At 34.6% G+C, this 25030-nt stretch carries 23 protein-coding genes; 22 read left to right on the forward strand and 1 reads right to left on the reverse strand.

The genetic code is table 11. The features are described 5' to 3' along the window. Window positions 1-129 precede the first annotated feature (129 nt). The 9 genes from napA to NIL_RS03810 all read left to right on the forward strand — a co-directional run bounded on the left by napA (window position 130) and on the right by NIL_RS03810 (window position 8871). Window positions 130-2940, forward strand: coding sequence for a nitrate reductase catalytic subunit NapA (gene napA / locus NIL_RS03770; protein ID WP_187648282.1), 2811 nt, complete (start codon window positions 130-132; stop codon window positions 2938-2940). A gap of 50 nt (window positions 2941-2990) precedes the next feature. Further along, window positions 2991-3803 carry a ferredoxin-type protein NapG gene (gene napG, locus NIL_RS03775; RefSeq protein ID WP_187648582.1) on the forward strand — a complete coding sequence of 271 codons (813 nt, stop codon included), beginning with the start codon at window positions 2991-2993 and terminating at the stop codon, window positions 3801-3803. Then, window positions 3796-4635, forward strand: a complete 840-nt coding sequence (gene napH, locus NIL_RS03780; protein ID WP_187648283.1) for a quinol dehydrogenase ferredoxin subunit NapH — start codon at window positions 3796-3798, stop codon at window positions 4633-4635. The genes napG and napH overlap by 8 nt, the downstream gene beginning before the upstream one ends. Beyond that, complete coding sequence (locus tag NIL_RS03785; protein ID WP_187648284.1) at window positions 4616-5197, forward strand: nitrate reductase cytochrome c-type subunit; 582 nt, start codon at window positions 4616-4618, stop codon at window positions 5195-5197. Before napH ends, NIL_RS03785 begins: the two co-directional genes overlap by 20 nt. Next, window positions 5197-5679: a 4Fe-4S binding protein gene (locus tag NIL_RS03790; protein ID WP_187648285.1), complete on the forward strand. Its 483-nt coding sequence runs from the start codon at window positions 5197-5199 to the stop codon at window positions 5677-5679. Before NIL_RS03785 ends, NIL_RS03790 begins: the two co-directional genes overlap by 1 nt. Then, window positions 5676-6620 carry a WD40 repeat domain-containing protein gene (locus tag NIL_RS03795; protein ID WP_187648286.1) on the forward strand — a complete coding sequence of 315 codons (945 nt, stop codon included), beginning with the start codon at window positions 5676-5678 and terminating at the stop codon, window positions 6618-6620. Before NIL_RS03790 ends, NIL_RS03795 begins: the two co-directional genes overlap by 4 nt. After that, window positions 6617-6967 carry a chaperone NapD gene (locus NIL_RS03800; RefSeq protein WP_187648287.1) on the forward strand — a complete coding sequence of 117 codons (351 nt, stop codon included), beginning with the start codon at window positions 6617-6619 and terminating at the stop codon, window positions 6965-6967. The genes NIL_RS03795 and NIL_RS03800 overlap by 4 nt, the downstream gene beginning before the upstream one ends. Before the next feature lie 9 nt (window positions 6968-6976). After that, window positions 6977-7507: a PAS domain-containing protein gene (locus NIL_RS03805; RefSeq protein ID WP_187648288.1), complete on the forward strand. Its 531-nt coding sequence runs from the start codon at window positions 6977-6979 to the stop codon at window positions 7505-7507. 170 nt (window positions 7508-7677) lie between these two features. After that, window positions 7678-8871 carry an alginate export family protein gene (locus tag NIL_RS03810; protein WP_187648289.1) on the forward strand — a complete coding sequence of 398 codons (1194 nt, stop codon included), beginning with the start codon at window positions 7678-7680 and terminating at the stop codon, window positions 8869-8871. A 50-nt stretch (window positions 8872-8921) separates the two neighbouring features. Here the strand turns inward: NIL_RS03810 and NIL_RS03815 are convergent, their stop codons facing one another. Beyond that, window positions 8922-9560, reverse strand: coding sequence for a Crp/Fnr family transcriptional regulator (locus NIL_RS03815; protein ID WP_187648290.1), 639 nt, complete (start codon window positions 9558-9560; stop codon window positions 8922-8924). Between the two features lie 287 nt (window positions 9561-9847). Here NIL_RS03815 and NIL_RS03820 point away from each other — a divergent pair, with 287 nt between their 5' ends. The 13 genes from NIL_RS03820 (at window position 9848) to NIL_RS03880 (ending at window position 25028) form a co-directional block, all read left to right on the forward strand. Further along, entirely contained in the window at window positions 9848-10186 is a 339-nt protein-coding gene (locus NIL_RS03820) for a hypothetical protein (protein ID WP_187648291.1), read from the forward strand. Between the two features lie 12 nt (window positions 10187-10198). Further along, window positions 10199-10909 (forward strand): c-type cytochrome, encoded by a 711-nt coding sequence (locus tag NIL_RS03825; RefSeq protein ID WP_187648292.1) that lies wholly within the window; start codon window positions 10199-10201, stop codon window positions 10907-10909. Continuing rightward, on the forward strand, window positions 10896-12326 hold the full coding sequence (locus tag NIL_RS03830; protein ID WP_187648293.1) for a cbb3-type cytochrome c oxidase subunit I: 1431 nt from the start codon (window positions 10896-10898) through the stop codon (window positions 12324-12326). The genes NIL_RS03825 and NIL_RS03830 overlap by 14 nt, the downstream gene beginning before the upstream one ends. A gap of 66 nt (window positions 12327-12392) precedes the next feature. Next, complete coding sequence (locus NIL_RS03835; RefSeq protein WP_187648294.1) at window positions 12393-12545, forward strand: hypothetical protein; 153 nt, start codon at window positions 12393-12395, stop codon at window positions 12543-12545. Window positions 12546-12609: 64 nt separating this feature from the next. Then, a complete protein-coding gene (locus NIL_RS03840) occupies window positions 12610-14274 on the forward strand; it encodes a nitrite reductase (protein ID WP_187648295.1) in 1665 nt (554 codons plus the stop codon). 107 nt (window positions 14275-14381) lie between these two features. Further along, window positions 14382-16076, forward strand: a complete 1695-nt coding sequence (locus NIL_RS03845) for a cytochrome D1 domain-containing protein (protein WP_187648296.1) — start codon at window positions 14382-14384, stop codon at window positions 16074-16076. Beyond that, the gene (locus NIL_RS03850; RefSeq protein WP_187648297.1) at window positions 16076-17179 is read left to right on the forward strand and encodes a radical SAM/SPASM domain-containing protein; all 1104 of its coding nucleotides are present in this window, start codon (window positions 16076-16078) and stop codon (window positions 17177-17179) included. Before NIL_RS03845 ends, NIL_RS03850 begins: the two co-directional genes overlap by 1 nt. Window positions 17180-17260: 81 nt before the next feature. After that, window positions 17261-18337, forward strand: a complete 1077-nt coding sequence (locus NIL_RS03855) for a cytochrome D1 domain-containing protein (protein ID WP_187648298.1) — start codon at window positions 17261-17263, stop codon at window positions 18335-18337. Between the two features lie 28 nt (window positions 18338-18365). Further along, window positions 18366-19100 (forward strand): uroporphyrinogen-III C-methyltransferase, encoded by a 735-nt coding sequence (cobA, locus tag NIL_RS03860; protein ID WP_187648299.1) that lies wholly within the window; start codon window positions 18366-18368, stop codon window positions 19098-19100. A 309-nt stretch (window positions 19101-19409) separates the two neighbouring features. Then, a complete protein-coding gene (gene nosZ / locus NIL_RS03865; RefSeq protein ID WP_197972133.1) occupies window positions 19410-22019 on the forward strand; it encodes a Sec-dependent nitrous-oxide reductase in 2610 nt (869 codons plus the stop codon). Window positions 22020-22225: 206 nt separating this feature from the next. Then, window positions 22226-23026, forward strand: coding sequence for a cytochrome C (locus NIL_RS03870; protein WP_187648300.1), 801 nt, complete (start codon window positions 22226-22228; stop codon window positions 23024-23026). Continuing rightward, window positions 23023-24246, forward strand: a complete 1224-nt coding sequence (locus NIL_RS03875; protein WP_187648301.1) for a nitrous oxide reductase family maturation protein NosD — start codon at window positions 23023-23025, stop codon at window positions 24244-24246. The genes NIL_RS03870 and NIL_RS03875 overlap by 4 nt, the downstream gene beginning before the upstream one ends. Further along, window positions 24243-25028 carry a 4Fe-4S dicluster domain-containing protein gene (locus tag NIL_RS03880; RefSeq protein ID WP_187648302.1) on the forward strand — a complete coding sequence of 262 codons (786 nt, stop codon included), beginning with the start codon at window positions 24243-24245 and terminating at the stop codon, window positions 25026-25028. Before NIL_RS03875 ends, NIL_RS03880 begins: the two co-directional genes overlap by 4 nt. Window positions 25029-25030: the final 2 nt, after the last annotated feature.

Consider the following 25030-nt stretch of genomic DNA (forward strand, 5'->3'; position numbering starts at 1 on the left):
CTTAATTATTTTAATAACTATATTTTATTATTTTGACTCAAGTCAAGGCGAGGAGTTTAGAAAATCTATAAAATTTTTTCGTTAATTCACAATTGCCGAGTTACGGCAAAATCTTATGAGGAGGCATATATGGCACTTAGTCGTAGAGATTTTTTAAAAAGTAGTGCTGCCGCTGCAGCAGCTAGTGCGGTTGGACTTAGTGTTCCAAAAGAGCTTGAAGCTGCAAGCAAGACGGCTGAATCTGGATGGAGATGGGATAAGGCGGTTTGTCGTTTTTGTGGTACTGGTTGTGGTATTATGATCGCTACTAAAGATGATAGAATCGTTGCAGTTAAAGGTGACCCACTTGCTCCTGTTAACAGAGGTCTTAACTGTATTAAAGGGTATTTTACCGCTAAGATTATGTATGGTGCCGACAGGCTAACTACGCCGTTATTGAGAGTTAACGAAAAAGGCGAGTTTGATAAAAAAGGTAAGTTTAAACCTGTAAGTTGGAAGAGAGCTTATGATGAGATGGAGAAGCAATTCAAAAAAGCCTATAATGAGCTTGGACCAACAGGAGTGGCATTTTTTGGTTCAGGACAATATACGGTTCAGGAGGGATACGCAGCTGCAAAACTTATGAAAGCTGGATTTAGGAGTAACAATATTGACCCAAATGCTAGACACTGTATGGCTAGCGCGGTTGCAGGCTTTATTCAAACTTTTGGTATAGATGAACCAGCAGGTTGTTATGATGATATTGAGCTTACTGACACTATCGTGGCTTGGGGATCTAATATGGCAGAGATGCACCCGATTCTTTGGGCAAGATGTACTGATAGGAAACTTTCAAATCCAGATAGAGTAAAAGTTGTGGTGCTATCTACCTACGTTCATAGAAGCTGTGACCTTGCAGATGAAGTTATTATATTTAAACCTAGTACTGATCTTGCTATTTGGAACTACATTGCAAGAAGTATTGTTTATGATCATCCTGATGTAATAGATTGGGACTTTGTTAAAGAATATACAATATTTGCAACAGGTTTTCCAGATATTGGTTACGGAATGAGAAGTCCAAAAAATGCTAAAGATCTTGGATATTCTACGAAAGAGTTAGAAACGATTTCAAAACAAGCAGAAAAAGAGCTAACTGATGCTGAAAGAGTTGCATTAAGTCCATTGGGACTTGGAAATACTAAGAAACTTAAGATGAAACATGCTAAAGCAGCGGGTAAACACTGGAGTATCAGTTTTGAAGAGTTCAAAAAAGGTTTAGAGCCATATACACTTGATTACGTAGCAAGTGTAGCAAAAGGTGATCCTGATGAGTCTTTGGATGAATTTAAAAGAAAATTAAAACTTCTTAAAGATCTATATGTTGAAAAAGGAAGAAAAGTAGTATCTTTCTGGACGATGGGTATGAACCAGCATACAAGAGGTACTTGGGTTAACGAACAAAGCTATATGGTTCACTTTTTACTAGGAAAACAGGCCAAACCTGGTGATGGCGCATTCTCTTTAACGGGTCAGCCTAGTGCATGTGGTACGGCAAGAGAGGTTGGAACATTTGCCCATAGATTACCGGCAGATATGGTAGTTAAAAATCCAAAACATAGAGCTATCTCTGAAAAGATATGGAGACTTCCAAAAGGTACTCTCAATCCTAAAGTTGGTAGCCATATAGTTAAAATTATGAGAGACCTTGAAGATGGTAAGATAAAATTTGCTTGGGTGCATGTATGTAACCCATGGCAAGATACGGCAAATGCAAATCACTGGATCAAAGCGGCAAGAACTATGGATAACTTTATAGTAGTAAGTGACGGTTATCCTGGAATAAGCGCTAAAGTTGCTGACCTTATCTTACCAAGTGCTATGATATATGAAAAATGGGGAGCTTACGGAAACGCAGAAAGAAGAACTCAGCACTGGAGACAGCAGGTAACTCCTGTTGGAGAAGCTATGCCAGATTTATGGCAATATACTGAATTTGCAAAGAGATTTAAATTAAAAGAGGTTTGGAAAGAGCACAGATTACCAGACGGAACCGTTCTGCCAGATGTTTTAGATGAAGCGAAGAAGATGGGTTACAGTCCTGAAGATACGCTTTTTGATGTACTTTTTGCTAATGATTACTTAAAATCATTTAAGTGGCCTGATCCAATAGGTGAAGGTTTCCAAAATACTGAAGCTGAAGGCGATAAGAGAAACGTCAAAGGCACAGATGGAAAACCTTTTAAAGGATATGGTTTCTTTATCCAAAAAGCTCTTTGGGAAGAGTATAGAAAGTTTGGTGAAGGACATGGACACGATTATGCGCCATTTGACGTATATCATAAAGTAAGAGGACTTAGATGGCCTGTTGTTAACGGAAAAGATACTCCTTGGAGATTCAATGTTAACTATGATCCATATGCTAAGATGGAAAAAGAAAAAGGTCATGTTAAAGGCGAATTTGCGTTCTATGGACACGCACTTAAAGCTATACCTCAAGGTAGCTTGACAGGTCCAGATAAAAATAAACCTAAAATCCATCTACCAAACAAAGCAAAAATATTCTTTAGGCCATATATGGAGCCACCTGAAACTCCAGATAATGAATATGATACTTGGCTATGTACAGGTAGGGTTCTTGAACATTGGCATAGCGGTACTATGACAATGAGAGTTCCTGAATTATATAGAGCTGTTCCTGAAGCACTTTGTTATATGCATCCTGAAGATGCTAAAAAACGTGGTGTTAAAAGAGGAGACCTTGTTTGGGTAGAAAGTAGACGTGGCAAAGTTAAAGCAAGAGTCGAAACAAGAGGAAGAAACAGACCGCCAAAAGGACTTGTTTTCGTTCCTTGGTTTGATGAGAGGGTATATATTAATAAAGTTTGCTTGGATGCAACATGTCCAATATCTAAACAGACTGATTATAAAAAATGTGCAGTTAAAATCTACAAAGCATAAAGGAAGGAATTGTTTTGAGCAATTCTGGAATTGAAAAAAAGGGGGTGGGGATGGATGAGAAAAAGTCTTCAAAAGTTAACGATAGAAGAAGATTTCTTATCCAAATGGCACAAAATGTTGCCATAGCTGGAGTAGGTGGCTTACTGTGGAGTGCCTATGTAGACGAGGTGAAAGCAGCGCCTTTGATACTTAGGCCTCCTGGAGCCAAAAAAGAGAATGAGTTTATAAGTCTTTGCATAAAGTGTGGGCTTTGTGTAGAAGCCTGCCCATATGATACTTTAATATTGGCAAAACCTGGAGACAATAAACCCACAGGTACGCCTTACTTTATTCCAAGGGATATTCCGTGCTATATGTGTGAAGATATCCCTTGTGTTCCACCTTGCCCTACTGGAGCCTTAGATAGTGATTCGGTTTCTGTGGTCAAGGATGGACAAAAGGTCTTTGACATCATGAAAATGAGGATGGGCGTAGCTATAGTCGATATGAAATCATGTATCGCATTTTGGGGAATCCAGTGTGATGCGTGCTATAGAGCTTGTCCAATTTTAGATAAAGCCATATATTTAGAGTATAGAAAAAATGAAAGAACAGGTAAACATGCGTTTTTGTTGCCTGTAGTGGATCCAGACTACTGTACTGGCTGTGGATTGTGTGAACACGCATGTGTAACTAAAGAGCCAGCAATAAGAGTTTTGCCAAGAGAAGTTGCTCTTGGTGAAGTTGGTAAACATTATGTTAAGGGATGGGATAAATCTGACGAAAAGCGTCTAAAAGGATCAAAAGGTATTGAAACCACAGTAACCGAAAGAAGTAAAAAGAGTGCTATCGAATCTTTAAATGAAGGGATAGACTTTGAATAGATTCATATATAAACATAGATTTTTGATCCTAAGGCGCTTAACTCAGATTTCAATACTTATTCTTTATATAGGTGCGAATATTTGGGGTTGGAAGATCCTTCAAGGAAATCTTAGTTCTTCCAATCTCTTAGAAACAGTTCCTTTAGCTGATCCTTATGCTGTTATGCAGATATTTGCGACAGGAAGTATCGTTGCTATGGATGCACTTCTAGGTGCAGTTATTATAACTCTATTTTATATGGTTTTTGGTGGACGAGCCTTTTGTAGTTATGTCTGTCCTGTAAATATGGTAACAGATCTTGCAAACTGGATTAGACGAAAATTTGAACTTGATAGGGTCGAGAAAAAATGGTGGGCTAGCCGCAATATAAGATATTGGGTAATGGGTTTGTCGTTTATTTTATCCTTTGCATTAGGTACGGCTGCCTTTGAACTAGTTAGCCCTGTCTCTATGACTCATAGAGGACTTGTGTTTGGTATGGGTTTTGGATGGGCTGCTATAGCCACCATTTTTCTTTTTGATCTGTTTGTATTGAAAAATGGCTGGTGTGGGCATATATGTCCTCTCGGTGGGTTTTACTCTTTGATAGGTAGATTTAGCCTATTTAGAGTAAGACATAATCAGCCAAACTGTACTTTGTGTATGAAGTGTAAAGATGTATGTCCAGAAAAAGAGGTTCTTTATATGATTGGAAAGAAGAGTATGAGCGTCAATATGGGCGAATGTACTCTTTGTGGTAGATGTGTAGAAGTTTGTGACGATGATGCTCTAAACTTTAGTATAAGAGATTTTGTTAAAAAAGGAGAAGATTATGAAGTTAAACAAAGTTAAAGGAGTTGGTTTCTCATTTGTATTATTAGCACTTCTAGCTGCTGGTTGTGGCGCAGCTAATCAAAAAATGATCGATGATACTCAGCTTAGCTACAGAAATGTTCCTTTGACGGATGAAAAAGATGTGGCTCCTCCGCCGGTTGAATTCACAAAGGCGGCTCCTGGAACTGCTAAAAGATTTCAAAGAAGTTATGAAAATGCGCCGCCAATGATACCACACAGTGTTGAAGGTCTTTTGCCTATTACAAAAGATAATAATGCCTGTTTAGGTTGTCATTTACCAAGTGTTGCTAAAAGTATGGGTGCAACACCTCTTTCGCCGACACACTTTAAAGATTTCTTTGCTGAAACAAAGGAGAAATTACAAAAATTTGATGGAGCCTCTAAAGTTCATCAAGGAAAAGATGATATTGCTCCACAAAGATTTAACTGTTCTCAATGCCATGCACCTCAGGCTAACGTCAAGCCTTTAGTTGCAAATAAGTTTAAGCCGGAATTTAGAAGTCCAGAAACTAAAAGCAAATCTACGCTGCTTGAACAGCTAAATGAGGGGATTCAGTAGTGTCAAATAGGCGAGAGTTTTTCAGAAGTTTTGTTAAGCCTATTAAAAAAGAGGAGGTGGAATACCTCCACCCTCCTTATTTTAAAGAGCTGTCCGATTTTGAAAAATGCAAAGAGTGTGAAGATAAAAAATGTGTCGATGTGTGTGAAGAGAAAATCGTAAAAATTGTAGATAATAAGCCTGTTTTGTATTTTTCAGAGTCGGGTTGTACATTTTGTGATGAGTGTGCTAATGTTTGTAAATTGGAAGTATTAAGTATAGAAAACAAAAAAGATATCGGAAAAGCCAAAATTGATATTTTAAAATGTATAGCTTGGAATAAAACTGTATGTAGTTTATGCAACGATATATGTGATGAGAGAGCTATAAAGTTTTATTCATTTTTTAATCCGGAGATTGATAATAATCTTTGTAACGGTTGCGGTTTTTGTCTCAATGTTTGTCCAACATATGCTATTGAAATTAAAAGGGGGATGGTTTGAAAAAAGCAGCTGTTTTTATTCTTTTCGCGATATTTTCACTTTTTGCCGATATTAAACCTATAGAAGATATTAAAATAAACGGTGCTGTACTGGATATGGTTGTTGTTGGAGATAATGTATATGTAGCTACAGATAAAAGTAAAGTTATAGTTTATGACTTAAATTTAAAAATGCTACAAGAGATAAAAGTTAGAAAAATAAAAGATTTTGTAGGAGAGCTTATAGATTCAGATATATATAGTGTAGATGTAATTGATAAAAAAGTTTTACTTTTAGCTCAAGCCGAAGATGGCTATAGTGAGTTATTTATCTATGAAGACGGAAAACTTGAAAAAGTTTTAGATAAAAGTTTGATGTTTTATGCAAAGGCGGCAAAGTTTGTGGATAAAGATAGTGTTATTATGGCTTTAATGAGTGATGAAGTGGTTTTATATAATATAAGAGATAAAAAAGTAGTTTATAAAAAGAGTGCTGGAGAATATTTTTTTTCCGCAATGGCTATAAATAAAGCTAGAACTAAAGTTGTTATTGGAGATGAAGGAGGAGAGGTAGTAGTTTTAGATACAAAAACAGGTGATGTAATAAAAAAATTTGTAGATATTAACAAAGACAAAATCTTATCTTTGTCAATTAACCAAGATTTTGTAACTGCAGGCGGTAGGGATCAAACACTAGTTATTTATAATCTTAATTTAGGAACAAACAAGAAGATCAAAGGCGAATTTTTTGTTTATGTTGTATCAATTTCTCCAAGTAGCAGCTTAATTGCTTATGGTGATAATGAAAAATATGATATAAAAGTGATAGATTCAATAAATCTAGATAGAAAATTTCTTTTAAAAGGGCATAAAAACATAATAAATAAAATTGTTTTTATAAATGACAATATTTTGATTAGCGGTTCAGAAAGCGGGGAAATCAAAAAATGGAGGTTAAAATGAATATTTCAAGTTGCGTTGTGAGATGTCATCCAAATGATTTGGAATCTGTTAAAAAAAGAGTTGAAGATAGTGGAGTTTGTGATATTCATATAGTTGATGAAAAAGGTTATATTGTAGTAACAATAGAAGGTGAAGGAATAGAGGAGGAGATAAATAAATTAAAAACTTTACAGTTTTTAGAGGGTGTATTAAGTGCGGAAATGATCTACTCATATAGTGAAGAAGAGCTCGATAGGGCTAGAGAAAATTTTGAATTAATAGACAATCCGGTACCTGAAATTTTGGAAAAAGATGTTAGGGCTGAAGAGATTGTATATCATGGGGACTTAAAGAAAAAATATATATAAGGAATTTAAATGGATATTTCTTATGATATGTTTATAGAAACAGAGGTACCAAAAGATGAACTAATTATTTCAAGGACTGATCTAAATGGAATTATAACTTATGCAAATGAAACTTTTGCTAGAATCTCTGGCTATACTTCGGAGGATCTTATAGGAAAACCGCATAGTGTTTTAAGACATCCTGATATGCCTAGTAGAGTATTTAAAGAGTTGTGGGAGACTATTAAAGCTGGAAAGACTTGGAGTGGTTATGTTAAAAACCTTAGAAAAGATAGAGGTTTTTATTGGGTTTATGCTGAAGTAAGTGGAGTATATAAAAATGGTAAACTTATCGAATATAAATCTATGAGAGGTTTCGTACCTAAAGATAAAAGAATACAGATGCAAAAACTTTATGATAAAATTAGACTGGAAGATAAAGAAAAAGTAAGAGAGATCTCATACATATCGTTTGATGTGTATTACAAAATCGTGACAAAAGCGAAACAGGAAAATATCGAGCCTAGTAAGTGGTTAGAAAAGTTAATTAAAAGTATATAAAAATTATAAAATTTGACTTATATCAATAAACTTTAATAATAGTTGTGATAATATTTGCGTATGCAGCGACTGCAATTTATAAAAAAAGTACATTAAATAAAAAGTTAAATGTACAAAAAACAAACCAAATCTTAAAAGGAGTAAGAATGAGAAAAGTACACTTGAGTTTGATGGCGGCGACTATTTTGGCTGCAGGATTTACTACAACTGCTAATGCTAGCGCTTTGGAAAATATTTTAAGTGATGCACAATATAGTGTAGAGTTAAGACCGAGATATGAATATGTGGATCAAGATGGTAAAGAGACTGCTAAAGCTCCAACTGTTAGAACTGCTTTAGGTTTGAAAGCTAACTTGTTTGAGACTGAGGGATTGAATGGTGAAATCCAAATGATAAACGTGTCAAACTTTGGTTCAAACGGCTACTTTCCTGAAGCGACTAGTAGTTATGCTACTATTATGGATCCATCTCAAACTAGAGTAACTCAAGCTAATATCTCATACAGTGCTAGTGATACTACCTTAATTGTGGGTAGAAAAATGGTAGTGTTAGATAACGCAAGATTTATCGGTAACGTTGGCTGGAGACAGATGCCACAAACTTATGATTTGGGAGCTGTTATATATAACGGCATAGAAAATCTCAGCCTATTGGGTGCTTACGTAACAAGAGTTCATACAGTTACTCAAAATGGACAATTTGATACAGGAAGTATTTTGCTACACGCTACATATAAAGTAATACCAGAGTTAACTTTGACAGTATATGATTATATGATAGAAGATTTTGCAGATCACATAGGTATTAGGGCTACAGGAAAGGTTGATCTAAACGGAGTAAAAGTTGCTTATGAGGCAGAATATGCAATTCAAACAGATCCAACTCAAGAAGAAAACTCTAATAATATTAAACAAGATGCTGATTACTATAAGTTAGGATTAAGTACTACTCTTGATGCCTTTACTGTTGGGGTTGCTTATGAACTTTTAGGTGAGGCAGGAAACGGAGCTAATGAATTTTATACTCCATTGGCTACTTTACATGCTATGAACGGTTGGGCCGATGTATTCTTAAGAGGAACTGGAAGTAATGTTGGTTTACAAGATATTAGTTTGAAAGTTGGTTATAATGCTGGTGAAATGGGTAAAGTTACTGCAATATATCACAGTTTCCAAAGTGACAAAGATCTCAATGGATATGATGATTTAGGTTCTGAGCTAGATATTGCGTATAAATATAAAATAAATAATAATATTGGGCTTCTTTTGAAGTATGCAGATTATAGTGCAGGTGATAGTGTGTTTAATAAATCGGACACTACAAAATATTGGGTACAGTTAGATTACAAATTCAAGTCAGAGTAATCACTTTTGATGGCGGTTTATCCGCCATCATTTTTTTAATTATTATTATCTTATTCGTAGATAGAACGTAGGCCCTCTTTATTTACGATTTTGAATCCATCTTCGTTTTTCTCTATAAGTTTCAAAGTTTTTAGTTTCTTTAGAATTCTTGAAAAAGTTTCTGGAGCTATATGCAACTTTTCGGCAATTTGACTTTTTTTCATTTTTATAAAATCTTCTTCATGTTCATATATAAATTTGGCCACCCTAGCTGTTGAGTTCATTACTATATTGTTGGTTATAACATCTTCTAAAAACTTAATCTTCTTAGTTAAAGACTTTATAAACATAAAACTTATGTCAGGATTTCTCAAAAACTCTTGTTCGAACTCTTTATAGTCGATTAAAACAGCCTGACCGTCTGTTATAAATTCTGCACTTGCTGGATATGGCATGTTTTCTAAATTAACAATCTCTGCAATCAAAGATACTGGGTAAAAATGATGTAAAATAATCTTGTTGCCTTTTGTATCAGTTTTGTAAACTTGCAGTATACCGTCTGTTAATAAAATCAAAGATTTTGGTTTTTCTCCTTCAAAAAAAAGCATTGTGCCTTTTGTATAGTTATATGTTTTTGAAATCTTTTTTAGTTTCTTTAATTGATCTTCATTTAGATTCTCAAATAGATAGTATTTGCTTAAGTTCTCCATCTTATCCTCTATTTTTTTAATAAATTATATAACTATTTACTTAAAAAAAAACTATCATTTTAAAATTCCAATAAATTTTGCAAAGAAATATTAAAAATATCAATAAATTTTACCTATTGTGTGACTTAATTGTGACATAAAAATAAAACTAATTTTAATTATTAACAAAAAAGGTTATTTTTTTAAGTTTTTTGACTAATGTCAAAGAAAAATGTTCTATCAAATTATAAAATTTACTATAACTTTTGGTTTAAAGGTTGTATTAAACCTAAATTAAGGAGGAATAGATGGAATACTACTTACAGGATATTCCTCACACTGATTTCTTACATATCTTTGTCGTTTCGGCAATGATAATAATTTTTGGTATGGGTTATGCTGCTTTTTTTACTGTCGTGAAAATGAAGTTGTTAAACAGGTATTTCATGATTGCAGCATATCTCTCTTGGACTATTCAGGCAGCGTGTATGTATTACCTGGGTGTTTTATTAAGGGTAGAACCATATACGCAGAAAGTACTTATAGGTGCGATGGTGGGGTATTTAATATTTCCTCATATTGTCTATTTTGTGCTTGACAAGGTTCACAGAAGATATGAGCATGAAGCTGAAATCAACCAAATCTAAGAAGGAGGAACGATGGAGAACAAGCCTACATCAGTATGGACCAGTAATCGCTTCTGGCGAAGGTCGGCAACATGGATTACAGGAGTTGCAGCAGTACTTTTAATTCTTTTAACATTTGACTCTATGGGTCAAATGAAGATGGGTACTGCTGAGGATATTCAAAATAAGGTTACAAAGAGGATCCCTTCTCCGGTGGTAATCAATTATAAGATAGATTATGTTTTGGATCCTTACAGGGGACATGAGGTACCTATAATAGGTGGGAAAGCTGTAGATAGTGCTACTGGTAAAGTAAGTAGCAAGTTTGAAGAAAAAGAGAAATTCTTTGGCAGAGATGACTGGAGTGAAGAGGAGGCAAGAGCTCTTATCCATAAAGGAAAACTTACGATTCAAGCAAAAAATTGCATGGATTGTCATACGCTTCTTGGAAACGGTGCTTATTATGCTCCAGATCTTACAAAAGCCTGGTTGGATCCAGCTTGGGGATCTGAAGGTCCTTTACAAGCTATGACTGGTGCTAACTCAAAAGAAGAAGCGATGGCGACATTTTTACAAAATCCTGATAAGTATCCTACTCATGAAAGAATGATGCCAAATTTGGGTATTACACCTGAAGAGGCAAAAGCGGTAGTTGCTTATCTAAAATTTATGTCGGCTATCGATACTAATGGTTTCCCAAGAAACTTTGGTAAGATAAAAGGAGCGGTAGATGCAAGGAAATAGACTATACGAAGGACAAAAGCTTGCGCTTAAGTATTTTACGGTGGCTATAGTACTTTTTGGTGCCCAGTTGTTATTTGGGCTTATTGCTGCTATTCAGTATCTATATCCAAGCTTTTTATTTAATACTTTGGATTTTTCAATTGCAAGAATGGTTCATATAAATGCATTGGTTGTATGGTTGCTTTATGCAATGATTGGAGCGGTTTACTGGTTACTGCCTGATGAAGCTGGCGTAGAAGTGGTTGGCGTTAAATTAGGTACACTTGCTTTTTATGTATTGACTGTTGCTGTTGCCATAGTAGTTCTTGTTTATATCTTTATCCAAGTTGGACCCGGAAATGAAATGACACTGTGGTTTATAACCGAAGGTAGAGAGTATATAGAAGCTCCTAGATGGGCTGATATCGGTATAGTTGCTGTGGTTCTTGTTTTCTTATATAACGTATATGCAACAGTTTTAAAAGGAAAACATAGCGGTATTTTAGTAGTTTTAATGGCAGATTTGATTGCTTTGGCAGGTCTTTACTTAGCTGGTATGTTTTATACCGACAATATTGCGGTCGATCAATACTGGTGGTGGTGGGTTGTACACCTGTGGGTTGAAGCAACTTGGGAAGTATATGTTGCGGCCGTTGGTGGATATATTCTTATAAAAACACTAAATGCAAATAGACAAGTTGTTGAGATGTGGCTGTGGATCGAAGTAGCTATGATGTTTGGTTCTGGTATCCTCGGTCTTGGTCACCACTATTTCTGGATAGGAACACCTGAATATTGGTGGGAAATAGGTGCATTATTTAGTGCACTTGAGCCAGTACCATTGGTAGGTCTATTTGTACACGTACTGTATGATTGGGGTAAAGAGAGAGGAAAAGGAAACAATATCAAAAACGTTCCTGCGTTTGCATGGTTGACGGTTGAGACTTTCGGTAACTTTTTAGGTGCAGGTGTTTGGGGATTTATGCATACATTGCCTCAAATCAATCTTTATACACACGGTACGCAATGGCCAGCTGCACATGGACACCTAGCATTTTTTGGTGCTTATGTGGCTATTATGATCTCCGCTATTTATCTTGGGGTTCAAGGAAAAGCTGGATTTAAAGAGATGAAAATGACAAAAGCTGGTTGGTGGGCTATCTCTTTGATAACTGTTGGTGTACTTTTAATGACTGTTTCATTAACTCTTTCCGCGTATGTACAAACTATGGTTGAGAGAGGTATGCATGGAGCCACTTGGGAAGGATATTTTATAGCACAAGCAAATCAATGGTTCGTTCAAGGCATGGGCTGGAGATTAGCTGCAGGCTTATCAGTTATAGCAGGTTATGCATTTTTGGTTTATGATTTATTAACAGTTACAAAAAAACAGCCAGCAGAAGTAATGGAAGGAGAGGCAGCGGCGCAAGCTGCATAAGCCTCCTTTTGGCTTAAGTAAGTAAAATTGATACATTAAATATATAAAACTTATAAAGGAGGGTTTATGTTTGAGCCATGTACTGATATAGTATGTAGTTTTTGGTCTATACTAAATCAAGGACCAATGACACTTACAATTACACTTCATACTTTAATTGTGTTACCAATGTTATGGATCTATTTTGATGAGAAAAAGAAACTACAAAGTGGAGAGTAATCTCTTTACTTTGTATTGAGATAGTGGGTAGGGGAATAAACCAACATCTCAAAAGGAGTTAACGATGAAACTAAAAATAGGTTTAAGTGCAATCTTGGCAGTTGGTCTACTTGGTGGAATAGCTACTAATGCAGATGCATCGGTAAAGCTTTCAAAAGAGGAGATGAAAAAAGCAACTGAAATCTATTTTGATAGATGTGCTGGTTGTCATGGTATGTTAAGAAAAGGTGCTTTAGGTCCAAATCTTTTACCTAAAAAGACAAAAGAAATGGGAACTGACGCTTTATATCATATTATATACAATGGTACTCCTGGTGGTATGCCTGACTGGGGTGCATCTGGCGAAATGAGTAAAGAAGAAACTAAACTTATGGCCAAATTTATTCAGTTAGATCCTGTTGCACCGCCTGAAAAATCTTTGGCTGATATGAAAAAGAGTTGGAAAGTACTTGTTCCACCTGAAAAAAGACCCACTAAGCCTGAAACAAATAGAAACTGGGAGAATTATTTTGGTATAGTATTAAGAGACGTTGGTAAGGTCGCCATTGTAGATGGTGATACTAAAGAGCTTGTTAGTATCGTACCATCTGGTTTTGCTACCCACATCTTAAGAACTTCGAAATCTGGTAGATATATGTATGCCATAGGTAGAGATGGAAAAGCTTCTGTTATAGATCTATGGATGAAAAAACCTCAAAACGTTGCAGAGATTAGGGTTTGTAACGATGCTAGAAGTATTGATACTTCAAAAGCAAAAGGTTATGAAGATGAATATGCTGTTGTAGGTTGTTATTGGCCTCCTTCTATTGTTACGTTAAAAGGTGACACACTTGAACCTCTAAAAATTGTTTCAACTGCTAGTTATACATACGATACTGAAGAGTTTACAAGGGAGGCTAGAGTTGCATCTATAGTTGCTGACCATCACAAACCTGAGTGGGTTATTAACGTAAAAGAGACAGGACAAGTTTGGCTTTATAACTATGCTGATCCAAACAACCCAAGAATTGCAATGCTTGAGGCTGAAAGATATTTGCATGATGGTGGTTGGGATTTGACAAAGAGATATTTCTTGGTTGCTGCAAATGCTAGAGATAAAGTAGTTGCAGTAGATACTAAAGACGGTGAAGTTGCTGCTATTATTCCAAGTGGTGGTACAAAACCACACCCTGGACGTGGCGCTAATATCAACCATCCAAAATATGGTCCATTGTGGGCAACTGGACATATAGGTTCAAATGATATCAGTTTTATAGGTACAGATCCAACTTATCATCCGCAATATGCTTGGAGAGTCGTTAAAAAGATAAGCTTGCCTGGCGTTGGTGGTGGTAACTTGTTTATCAAAACACACCCAGCATCAAAATATATCATAGCAGATAGACCTGTTAATCCAGATAGAAAACTTCAAACTCAACTATATGTAATTGATAAAAGTACGCTTGAAGTTGTAAAAACTATCAAAATTCCTAAAAAATATATTAAAGAAAGAACAGTTAAAGTTAATGGCAAGAAAATTAAAGTTAAACCAAGAGGCCCAGTTCATATTGAATTTAACAAAGATGGTGATGAATTTTGGGTAAGTGTTTGGGGTAACAAGCTTGTACCTTCGGCTATATTAGTTTATGATGCTGAATCATTAAAACTCAAAAAAGCAATTGAGGGTGATTGGGTAAGAACTCCAACCGGTAAATTTAACGTATTTAACACTAAATACGATATTTATTAATTTTAATCCGGCTTTATGCCGGATTAATACTATTTTAGTAAAATTTGATGGGTGAGAAGTGGCAAGAAGTTCTTGCTATTTCCCACCCCTCACAAGAGGGAGGTATTATGAAGAAGCTGCTATTTTCTCTGTTATTTTTAATTACTGCTTTATTCGCAGAATCAAAATTTGATAGTTTTTATGTACATCAACTAGAAAGTAAGTTGGATACTAGCGGTAAAGAACTTTACCTGAAATATTGTGCATCTTGCCATCATGAAAAAAGACTAGGGGTAAGTGGTCCTCCTTTACTACCTGTTTTTTTAAGAAAAATTAGTGATAAAAAACTACATGATATTATTAAAAACTCTCTTCCTCAAACATTGATGCCCAAATTTGATTTTTTATCGGATAAAGATATAGATGCGATTGTAAAATATCTAAGGACCCCTGCAAAAAATGTAGTTTGGAATCTGGATAACATCAAAAAATCGTATCAGATGATTGATAAGAAAAAAAGAGATATAGGTATAAAAAATATAGAAAATGTTTCTTTGGTAGTGGAAAGAGGTGCTAATCGTGTTTGGATTATGGAAGACGAAAAGGTATTAGACTGGTTTAGCTTCAAAAACGTACACGGGGGACTTAAATATACTCTTGATGGCAAAAGTTTTTATGTTCCGACCAGAGACGGATGGATCGGTCATTATTCATTAGAAGAGGGAAGACTTAAAGATAAGATAAGAGCTTGTGTCAATCTTAGAAATATTAGCCTGAGCAGGGACGGTAAAAGGATATTTGCGACATGTTTGCTGCCTCAGTCTGTTGTAATTTTTGATTCTAAAACTCTAGAGCCTATTAATAAAATTGATGTAGATGGAAAAATTAGTGCTCTTTATGAGCTATATAGCAAAGATGAGGCAATTTTTACTTTTAGAGATAAAGCAAAACTTGTTAAAGTTGATACAAATACTTTGGAATTCAGATATTTTGATCTAAAAATGCCAATAGAAGACTTTTTTATAGACCCATTTGAAGAGTATATTATAGGAACTACTAGAAAAGGAAGCAGATTAAGTATATATAGTATCGATTCATTAGAAAAAGTTTTTGAATCAAACATTGAGGGTATGCCCCATCTTTTCAGTGCAACTTACTGGTATAAAGATGGAAAGTTTTACTTTGCAACTCCACATCTTAAAAAACCGTATGTAACAATTTGGCAGATGTATGATTGGAAACTTATTAAAAAGATAGATATTGGAGGTGATGGTTTTTTTGTAAAAACACATCCGGCTTCAGCATATTTGTGGGCTGATAACGGTAATGATGAGCTCATTTTGATAGATAAAAAAGATTATAGTATAGAAAAAAGAGTTCCAGTTAAAGGAAAAAGATATATTCATACCGAATTTAGTGGAGACGGTAGATATGCTTATTTAAGTATATATGAGAGTGATGGAGAATTGATCGTGTTACAAAGTGATACGTTTAAAGAGATTGTGAGGTATTTTGCAAATGTTCCTGTTGGGAAATACAATTTTATAAATAAAAATAGGGTATTTTACCCAAGACTTTTTGGTATGAGTATATTTAAAGAGAAGTGTTGGGGGTGTCATCACCAAACTGCTGAAGCTTTTGGTCCTCCTTTTAGTGAAATTGCTAAAAAAAGAGATGAAGGAGAGATAATTTCTCAGATAGTAGATCCAAAACATACCTATAAAGAACTCGGTTACAAAAGAAACTCTATGCCGGCGTTTAATCTAAACGAAAAAGAGTTAAAGAGTATAGTCGATTATATAAAAAGTTGGAAGGATAAGTAGTGTTTAGATTATCAAACCTTCTAAAATCGACTTTAGAAGGTAAAGAACAAAGAAGTTTAAACGGCTCTATACTTATCTGGAATTTTACTAACAGATGTAATCTATCATGTTTGCACTGCTATAGTAAATCGGGACTTGAAGAGAGTGATACTTTAAGTACAGAAAAGATTTTACAAACCATACCAAAACTTAAAAAAGCTGGCATCAGATTTGTAATATTTTCTGGTGGAGAACCTTTAGCAAGAAGAGATATTTTTGAAATAGCTAAAGCTTTCAAACAAGAGGGAATTTTTACTTATCTTTCTACTAATGGACTTTATATCAATTCAGGAAATGTTAAAAAAATCATAGATACTTTTAGCTATATTGGTATCAGTATTGATGGAACGCCAGAAGTTCACGATAGATTTAGGGGACTGACGGGTTCATACGAAAAGAGTATGAAGTCAATAGATCTTATCCATGATAATGGTGGAAAAGTGGGTATAAGGTTTACAATAACAAAAGAGACTATTGATTCGCTTTCGCATATTTTCCAAGTTAGTGAAGTGAAGGGGATAGATAAGATATACATATCGCATCTCGTCTATTCCGGAAGAGGTCTTGATAATCTAAAAATGGATCTTACTAAAGAGCAAAGAAAAATAGTCGTTGAATACATTATAAATAAAGCTTTCGAATATTATGAAAAAGGTTTGGATATAGATATAGTTACTGGAAATATGGAGATGGACTCAATCTTTTTTTTAAATAAGTTTACAAAAAAATATCCTCATTTTAGTCACATTTTAAAGGAGAAACTCAAAAAGTGGGGTGGAAATAGTGCCGGACGTAATCTAGTAAATATTAATAGTGAAGGAGATGTTAAACCAGACCCCTTTTTTCCTATAAAAATTGGAAATATTTTTAAAAAGTCTTTTGATGAGATTTGGCTTGATGAAAAAAATGATCTTTTAGAAAAATTGAGAAAAAGACCTCGTGAAATAGGTGGAAAATGTAAAGAGTGTGAATATATTGAAATATGTAACGGAGGAAGCAGACCAAGAGCTTGGGCTATTTACGACGACATCTGGGCTGAAGATCCTAGTTGTTATATTAAATAGGAATTAGGAATTTGGAATTAGACATTAGAATATTCTTTTTCCAAATTCCTAATTCCCAATTCCCAATTCCAAAGGATTATAATGAAGAAATTATTTTTATTTATCGTTTTAATATTCAATCTTTTTGCTTCAGAAAAAATTTTTGTTGTTGAGAGGGAAAATAGCGCTTTAGCGGTTATCGAGAATCATAAGTTTAAAAATGAGATCAAAAATATGCATAACTTCAATCATGCTGTTGTGAAGTTTATAGAAGATGATGGATATGCAATAACTAGAGATGGGTATCTAATAAAATTTGATCCGATAAAAGAGAAGAAAGTTAAAGAGGTTAAAGCTAGTAAAAGCGCTATAGGCTTTACTTTAACTAAAAATTATGTTGCAGTTGCCAACTACGCAAATAAAAATGTTCAGATATTTGATAGAGATTTGAATCTATTACAAACTATAGAAACTGGTTCTAAAAATGTAGGTATTAAAGTTTATAAAAATTATCTAGTTTTTGCATGTATGGATACAGACGAGCTTTGGGTACTTGAAGATTTAAATAAAGGAGTGAGTAATCCTAAGTTTAAACTTGTAAAAAAGGTAGAAAATGCCGGAGAGGTTCCTTTTGACGCAATGATAAACAAAAATCTTTATGTTGTCGGTTTTTTTAACTCTCCTTTTGTAGGTGTATTGAATTTAGATACTTTTGAGTATAGAAAAATTCCTTTAAGACTTGATAAAAAAAGTGTTGTTTTGAAAGTTCCTCATTTTGGTTTCTGGTCTATTATGAAAGATAAATTCTTTATACCTGCAGTAGGTGATAATAAAGTTTTTGTTTTTGATAAGAATTTCAATTATATAAAAGCAATAGAAGTGGAAGGAAATCCTGTATTTACCTCTTTAAGTCCAAAAAGAGTATATTTAGCAGTAACATTTAGCGGTAAAAAATTTCCTATAGTTCAAATAATAGATACAAAATCCTTAAAAGTAATAAAAAGATTCGATTTTGGCGGAATGGTTTTACATGTTAGATGGAGTAATGAAGAACCTATTTTATATGTTTCTAATAACGGAAAAAGTGAAGTAGTAGGAGTGAGTACAAAAACTTGGAAAGAAAGATTTAAAATAGAAGTACCAAAACCTTCAGGTATTTTTATATATAAAAATAATTAATGTATATTTATATCCAAAAGGACATAAAATGGGCAAAGTTTATTTAACTGGTGCAGGGCCTGGAGATATTGAACTATTAACACTTAAAGCGGCTAGGGTGATTAAAAAAGCAGATATTATTATATATGATAGGCTTGCAAATCCAGAGATATTAAATATGTGTAAAGATGGTTGCGAATTTATTTATGTAGGTAAAGAGGACGGTAAACATATACTTCCACAAAATGAGATCAATGAAGTTATATACAAATCAGCCTTAAAATCAGGTATAGTAGTTAGATTAAAAGGTGGTGATCCTTTTGTTTTTGGTAGAGGAGGAGAAGAAGGAGCTTATCTAAGAGAAAGAGGAATCGAATTTGAAGTAATTCCTGGTATTACTTCTGCCATTAGCGTTCCTGCTTATGCCGGTATTCCGGTAACTCATAGAGGTATTTCTGTATCTTTTAGAGTAGTAACAGGACATGAAGCTCCCAATAAAGAGGTTTCACAAATTCCTTGGCAGAACTTTAAAACAGATGATACTATCGTTTTTTTGATGGGACTACACAATCTTGATAAAATTGCCAACAAACTTATTGAGATTGGCAAGCCTAAAGATTTTCCTGTTGCTGTGATAAGTAGAGGTACGACTAAGGATCAAAAAACTGTTGTGGGTACACTTCAAGATATTTATGAAAAGGCAAAAGATCTTCCTACTCCTGCTTTAATAGTAGTTGGTAAAGTAGTTAACCTTAGAGATGAATTAAATTGGTTTGAAAGATAAACTAGATTTAAAATTTAAGCATAATATAGTCAAAAAAGGTTTCTTCTATAAGCTTACATAAGTCTCAATATTTTCTACAAATGCCATAAAATTGTTAATTTTATAAGAGTTAAAAAATAATTAACGAAAGTCACACAAATATAATATACCGTTTTATTTTTTTAAGAATATTCAATTTTTTTTAAATAAAAATTATAATACATATAATAATAACCAAAAAAATACTTTCAAAACTTAATAAGTTAATATATATTTAAGTGTTTAGGAATTATAATTGAATTAACACTAATTTAACAAAGGAGGCAAAATATGCAAGCGGGACATATGCTCAAAAAGCTGCTTAGTACAGCTGCGGCCCTGTGTATGATTTCAAGTTTCGCGACTGCTCAGAGCGAACTTGAAAAGATTATGAAAGAGAGAGGTTTAACGCAAGATGATATACTTGCTGCTGCAAAGACCTATACTCCAAGCGGCAAAAGGGATAAATATATAGTTTTTAGTTCAGGAGGACAGTCCGGCCAGATTATGGTTTACGGTGTACCATCGATGAGAATATTAAAATTTATCGGTGTTTTTACTCCGGAGCCTTGGCAAGGTTGGGGATATGATGATGATACCAAGAAAGTACTCCAGCAAGGTTGGTATCGTGGAAAACCTATTACATGGGGAGATACGCACCATCCGGCAATTTCGGAGACGAACGGAGTTTATGACGGTAAATGGCTAGCTATAAACGACAAAGCAAATCCTAGAATTGCTATTATAGATCTTGAAGATTTTGTTACAAAGCAGATAGTAGTTAATCCTGTTTTTAAGTCTGATCACGGTGGAGCTTTCTTTACTCCAAATAGTGAATATATTTTAGAAGCGTGTCAATACGCTGCACCGTTTGATAATGAATATCATCCTATAGAAGAGTATGCTGACGTGTATAGAGGCGGAGTAACATGTTGGAAATTTGATCATAAAAACGGCAAGGTTATTCCTGAAGAATCATTTACAATCGAAATGCCTCCGTATATGCAAGATTTAAGCGACGCTGGTAAAGAGTTAAGTTATGGATGGGGGTTTACAAACTCATTCAACTCAGAAATGTATACGGGAGGTATTGAAAAAGGTCTTCCTCCTTTTGAAGCTGGTATGAGTAGAAACGATACCGACTTCTTACATGTCTATAACTGGAAAAAGCTTGCTGAACTTGCAAAAGATCCGAAAAATGTTAAAATCATCAACGGACATAAAGTAATTCCTATTGAAGTAGCTGTAAAAAATGACTGTCTTTTCTTGATTCCTGAACCTAAATCACCACACGGTGTAGATGTTAGTCCAGATGGAAGATATATTATAGTTTGCGGTAAACTTGATACCCACGCTACTGTATATGATTTTAAAAAGATTCAAAAACTTATCAAAAATAAAGAGTATGCGGGAAAAGATCCTTATGGAATACCTATCTTGGATATGAAAAAAGCTATGCATTGTCAAGCCGAACTTGGACTAGGACCGCTTCATAACCAGTATGGTCCAAAATGGAAAACAGAAGGAGAAGTATATACTTCACTTTATGTTGATAGTCAGGTTGTAAAATGGAACTATCTAACTTGTGAAGTTAAAGATAAAGTAAACGTAAATTATAACATTGGACACCTATGCGGTATGGAAGGTAAAACTAGAGATCCTCAAGGAGAATACATCATAGCATTGAATAAACTTGCTATCGATAGATTTAATCCGATTGGACCACTTCATCCGCAAAACCATCAGCTTATAGATATAAGCGGTAAAAAGATGAAACTATTATACGATATGCCTGTACCTTTAGGTGAGCCTCACCAAGCTGTTGCTATTAGAGCAGAAAAACTTCACACTGAAGTTAGATATCCTATGGGTACCAATCCTTTTACCGGAAAAATTCATGAGGGTAAAACTCTTGCAGGGCAAGAAAGGATCGTTAGAAAAGGAAATCATGTTTATGTATACGGAACAGTGGTTAGAAGTCACATAAATCCAGAACGCGTAACTGTTAATAAGGGAGATATAGTAACTTTTTACTTAACAAACCTAGAAAGAGCTGAGGACGAGACTCATGGATTTACTGTCGATTGGTACAATGTTCACGCTTCTTTAGAGCCTGGAAAAACTGTAGCTGTTACCTTTAAAGCGGATATGGAAGGGGTATTTCCGTATTACTGTACAGAGTTCTGTTCCGCACTTCATTTAGAGATGATGGGTTACTTGCTTGTTAAAGATCCAAATAAAAAGTATAAGTCAGTTAAGAAAATCAAGCTCAAAAAAATGAGCAAAGAACAGCTAATGAAAGAGTATAAAAAGACAGTTGCTCTTAACGAAGCTACTAAGAAAGTTATCTTAAGTGTTGTTAAGTTCTTAAAAGATAACCATTACGAGAAGTATCCTGTAGTTAAACAACTTGTTGATGACGCTATGGATCAGTTCAATAAAGTTCCGGCCGAAGAGAAAAAAGCTGAAGAAGCACTCAAAAAAGGCGATATCGATACCGCAATCAACTTCCAATATCAAGCTTGGCAGTATTTAGTAAAAACTGCAGACGTGGGTATCAGAGTCAAAGACTTACTAGTTAAAAAGTTAGCTACTCCAATGAGCGAAGCTGCAAAAAGAGGAGAAGTTGCATTTGCTGAAGGTGGATGTAATGGATGTCACGTTATAGGAAAAGTTAGCTCAGGACCTGATTTGGTTGGTGTTCTAAAAAGACATGAAAATGGTGAGCAGTGGGTTGCTGACTTTATCAAAGATCCGGAAAAATATTATAGCGATCCTTATGTAAAAGCTATGATAGACTACTTCAACCTTAAAATGCCTAACCAGCATATGAGCGATCAAGAGGTAAAAGATATCATCGAATATCTCAAGTGGATCGACGAAAACGCTCATCTCTTCTAATCATAAGAGGGGGACTCCCCCTCATTTTCCTCATATGATTTACGTTTGTCTTTAGTAATATTTTAATAACAAAATATAACACTCTCTTATAAATATTAGCTGAAGTTATTATAAAGATAAATGTAAATTATATTTGATTATAATCAATATATAAAACAAGAAAAGAGGGTATAATTGATAATTATGAAAAACATAAAGGAAGCCTTATGAACAGCTCTAGTATAAAGTACAAAATATTTGCGATGATCGCTTTTGGTATATTGCTTTATTGGTTTGTTATTCCGGCTGTGTTGACTCATAACGTCCCTGATTTGGCTAAAGCTGGAAAAGCGGATAAAATCCCCGAAATAGCATATAAAGCTTGGGATTTTTACCAAAAAGGCAGATACGTAAGTCCCAATACTCCGCCGGAAGCTTTAGATAAGAATGGAAATCAACACTTGAAAAATATGATCAAATATAATGCGGAAATAGGTGTGGCGAGTGCACCTATATGGTATGTATCTTTAGAAGCACCTAACTATCCAAAAGATGCTTTTCCTGAGGGGATTCCAGTTTATTATCATTTTGATGGATTTAGTGGTGACGTACATGAGATGAATACCATAAATCACTTTATAGGCATGGATCCTATGGAGAGAGGAGCGCCGTATCTTAGAGCTATTGCACCTTATGTTTTGGTTCTTTTGGCCTTTTCTTATGTACTGTTTATACTTTATGATTGGAAATGGTTAAATTATATTATGTGGATAGCTGTTGCTTTGCCAGTTATATTTTTAGGTTTTTATGCATATTGGTTATATTGGTTTGGACATCATATGCATGACTGGGGCGCTTTTAAGATAAAACCTTTTATGCCTACAGTCTTTGGGGATGGAAAAGTGGCACAGTTTACGACACATTCATATCCCACTATAGGCTTTTGGCTTCTTTTGGCTATAAGCGTTTTTACGCTTTTGGCGATTTTATCTAAAAATAAATATTTAAAAGCTAAGAAAGTACAATGAAAATAGCGATTCTGCTGATGACTCTTTTTTTATCACTAAGCGCTAATCAGTTGCAAAAAGTGATAGATAGAGCTTCAGCAGGATCTAAGATAGAGCTGCCAGAAGGCGTTTTTGAAGGAAATATAGTAATAAACAAGCCCTTAATGATTGTTGGTCAGGGTGAGAAAACAGTTATTAAGGGTAGGGGTGAAGGAACTGTTATAAAGATAAGAAGTTCCAATGTGATCATTGAAAACGTAACTATAACAGACAGTGGTTCGAGACATGAAGATGTAGATGCGGCTATATCTATAAAAGATGCCAAATTTTGCAGGATAAAAAACTGCATAATCAAAAACTGTCTTTTTGGTATAGATTTACAAAATGTAAAAAATTCAGTTATCGAAAATAACTATATCTCTTCTAAAGATCTCACTTTAGGATTAAGAGGCGACGGTGTAAGACTTTGGTATAGCAACGATAATATTTTAAGAAAAAATAGACTCTATAAATCTAGAGATTTTGTGATTTGGTATAGTCACGGCAATCTTATAGAAGAGAACGAGGGTGAGTACGGAAGATACTCTTTGCACTTTATGTATGCGGGGAAAAATATAGTAAGAAAAAATGTTTATAAACATAATAGTGTGGGTATTTTTTTTATGTACTCTAAAGATACGATTGCCGAAGATAATATAGTAATAAGTTCGTTGGGAACAACCGGTATAGGGATAGGTCTAAAAGATGCCTCTAACTTTATTATTAAAAACAACACAATACTCTATTGTGCGAAAGGTTTTTATATAGATAGATCACCATTTCAGCCTGATATGAGCAATAAACTGATCGGAAACAAGATTTTATACAACTCAATTGGAATGCACTTTCATTCTTTGAGTATTAATAACATTATCGAAAAAAATGTTTTTAAAGGTAATATTGAAAATGTTTATGATGATTCGGGAAAGGGTATAACCCACTCTGTACAAAATCATTGGAGTTTGAATTTTTGGGACGATTATCAAGGTTTTGATAGAGATGGAGACGGAATAGGCGATATACCTTATAATCTTTACTATTATGCCGATAAGATGTGGCTATTAAATCCAAATGTTAAGTTTTTTTACGGTTCACCTGTTATTTCAATACTAAATTTTTTGGCAAAGTTGGCTCCTTTTTCGGAGCCTTTAAAACTTTTGACCGATCCAAAGCCGTTAATGTATGAAGGGGAGGCGTTATGACACAAGAAGAGAAAAAAAGAAGAGAATTTATAAAGAAGATGGCTGGTCTTGGTGTATTAGGACTAGCTGCGGCAGCCGGGATCTACTCCGCGCAACATTTAAAAGCAGAAGAGTTAAGACTTAGGCCTCCGGGAGCTTTAGAAGAGGATCAGTTTTTGGCTCTTTGTATAAAGTGTGGTCAATGTTTACAGGTTTGTCCTTATGACTCCATTATTTTGGAAGGCTTAGATGGTAAAGCAGGCGTAGGTACGGCATATATCGATCCTGATAGAAGAGGATGTTACCTTTGTAAAGCTTTTCCTTGTATATTAGCTTGTCCAAGCGGTGCATTGGATCATGAAAAAGCTGATATCAAATTTGTTCATATGGGGATGGCCGTTATAGTAAACGAAAAGGCCTGTTTGGCACTATATAACAAGCCGGTTCCAGATAGTGCTGTTGATGCCATTTATGAGCACTCGTTGGCTTTGAGTAAAGAAGAAAGAAGAGAGAAAAAGATAAAAGATGAAGCAAATCAAAGCGAAAAGAGAGAGCTTCAAGTAGAGTTACTAAAAAAACTTGAAAAGTTTAGAGGTAAAGATTGCACTATATGTGCAGATCTTTGTCCTTTTCATCCAGATCCCTCTTTAGCTATAGGGATGGTTGCCAAAAATGGAGGATATATTCCCGAGATTAGAGAAAAATGTGTCGGTTGTGGCGCTTGTGTGGAGCTCTGCCCTACAGACGTTTTAAAAATTGTTCCTCGAGCTACTTATGAGGAAATTTACGATAAGAGAGGTTAATT

Origin of the sequence: Nitrosophilus labii (assembly GCF_014466985.1) — a bacterium.
Taxonomy (GTDB): domain Bacteria; phylum Campylobacterota; class Campylobacteria; order Campylobacterales; family Nitratiruptoraceae; genus Nitrosophilus_A; species Nitrosophilus_A labii.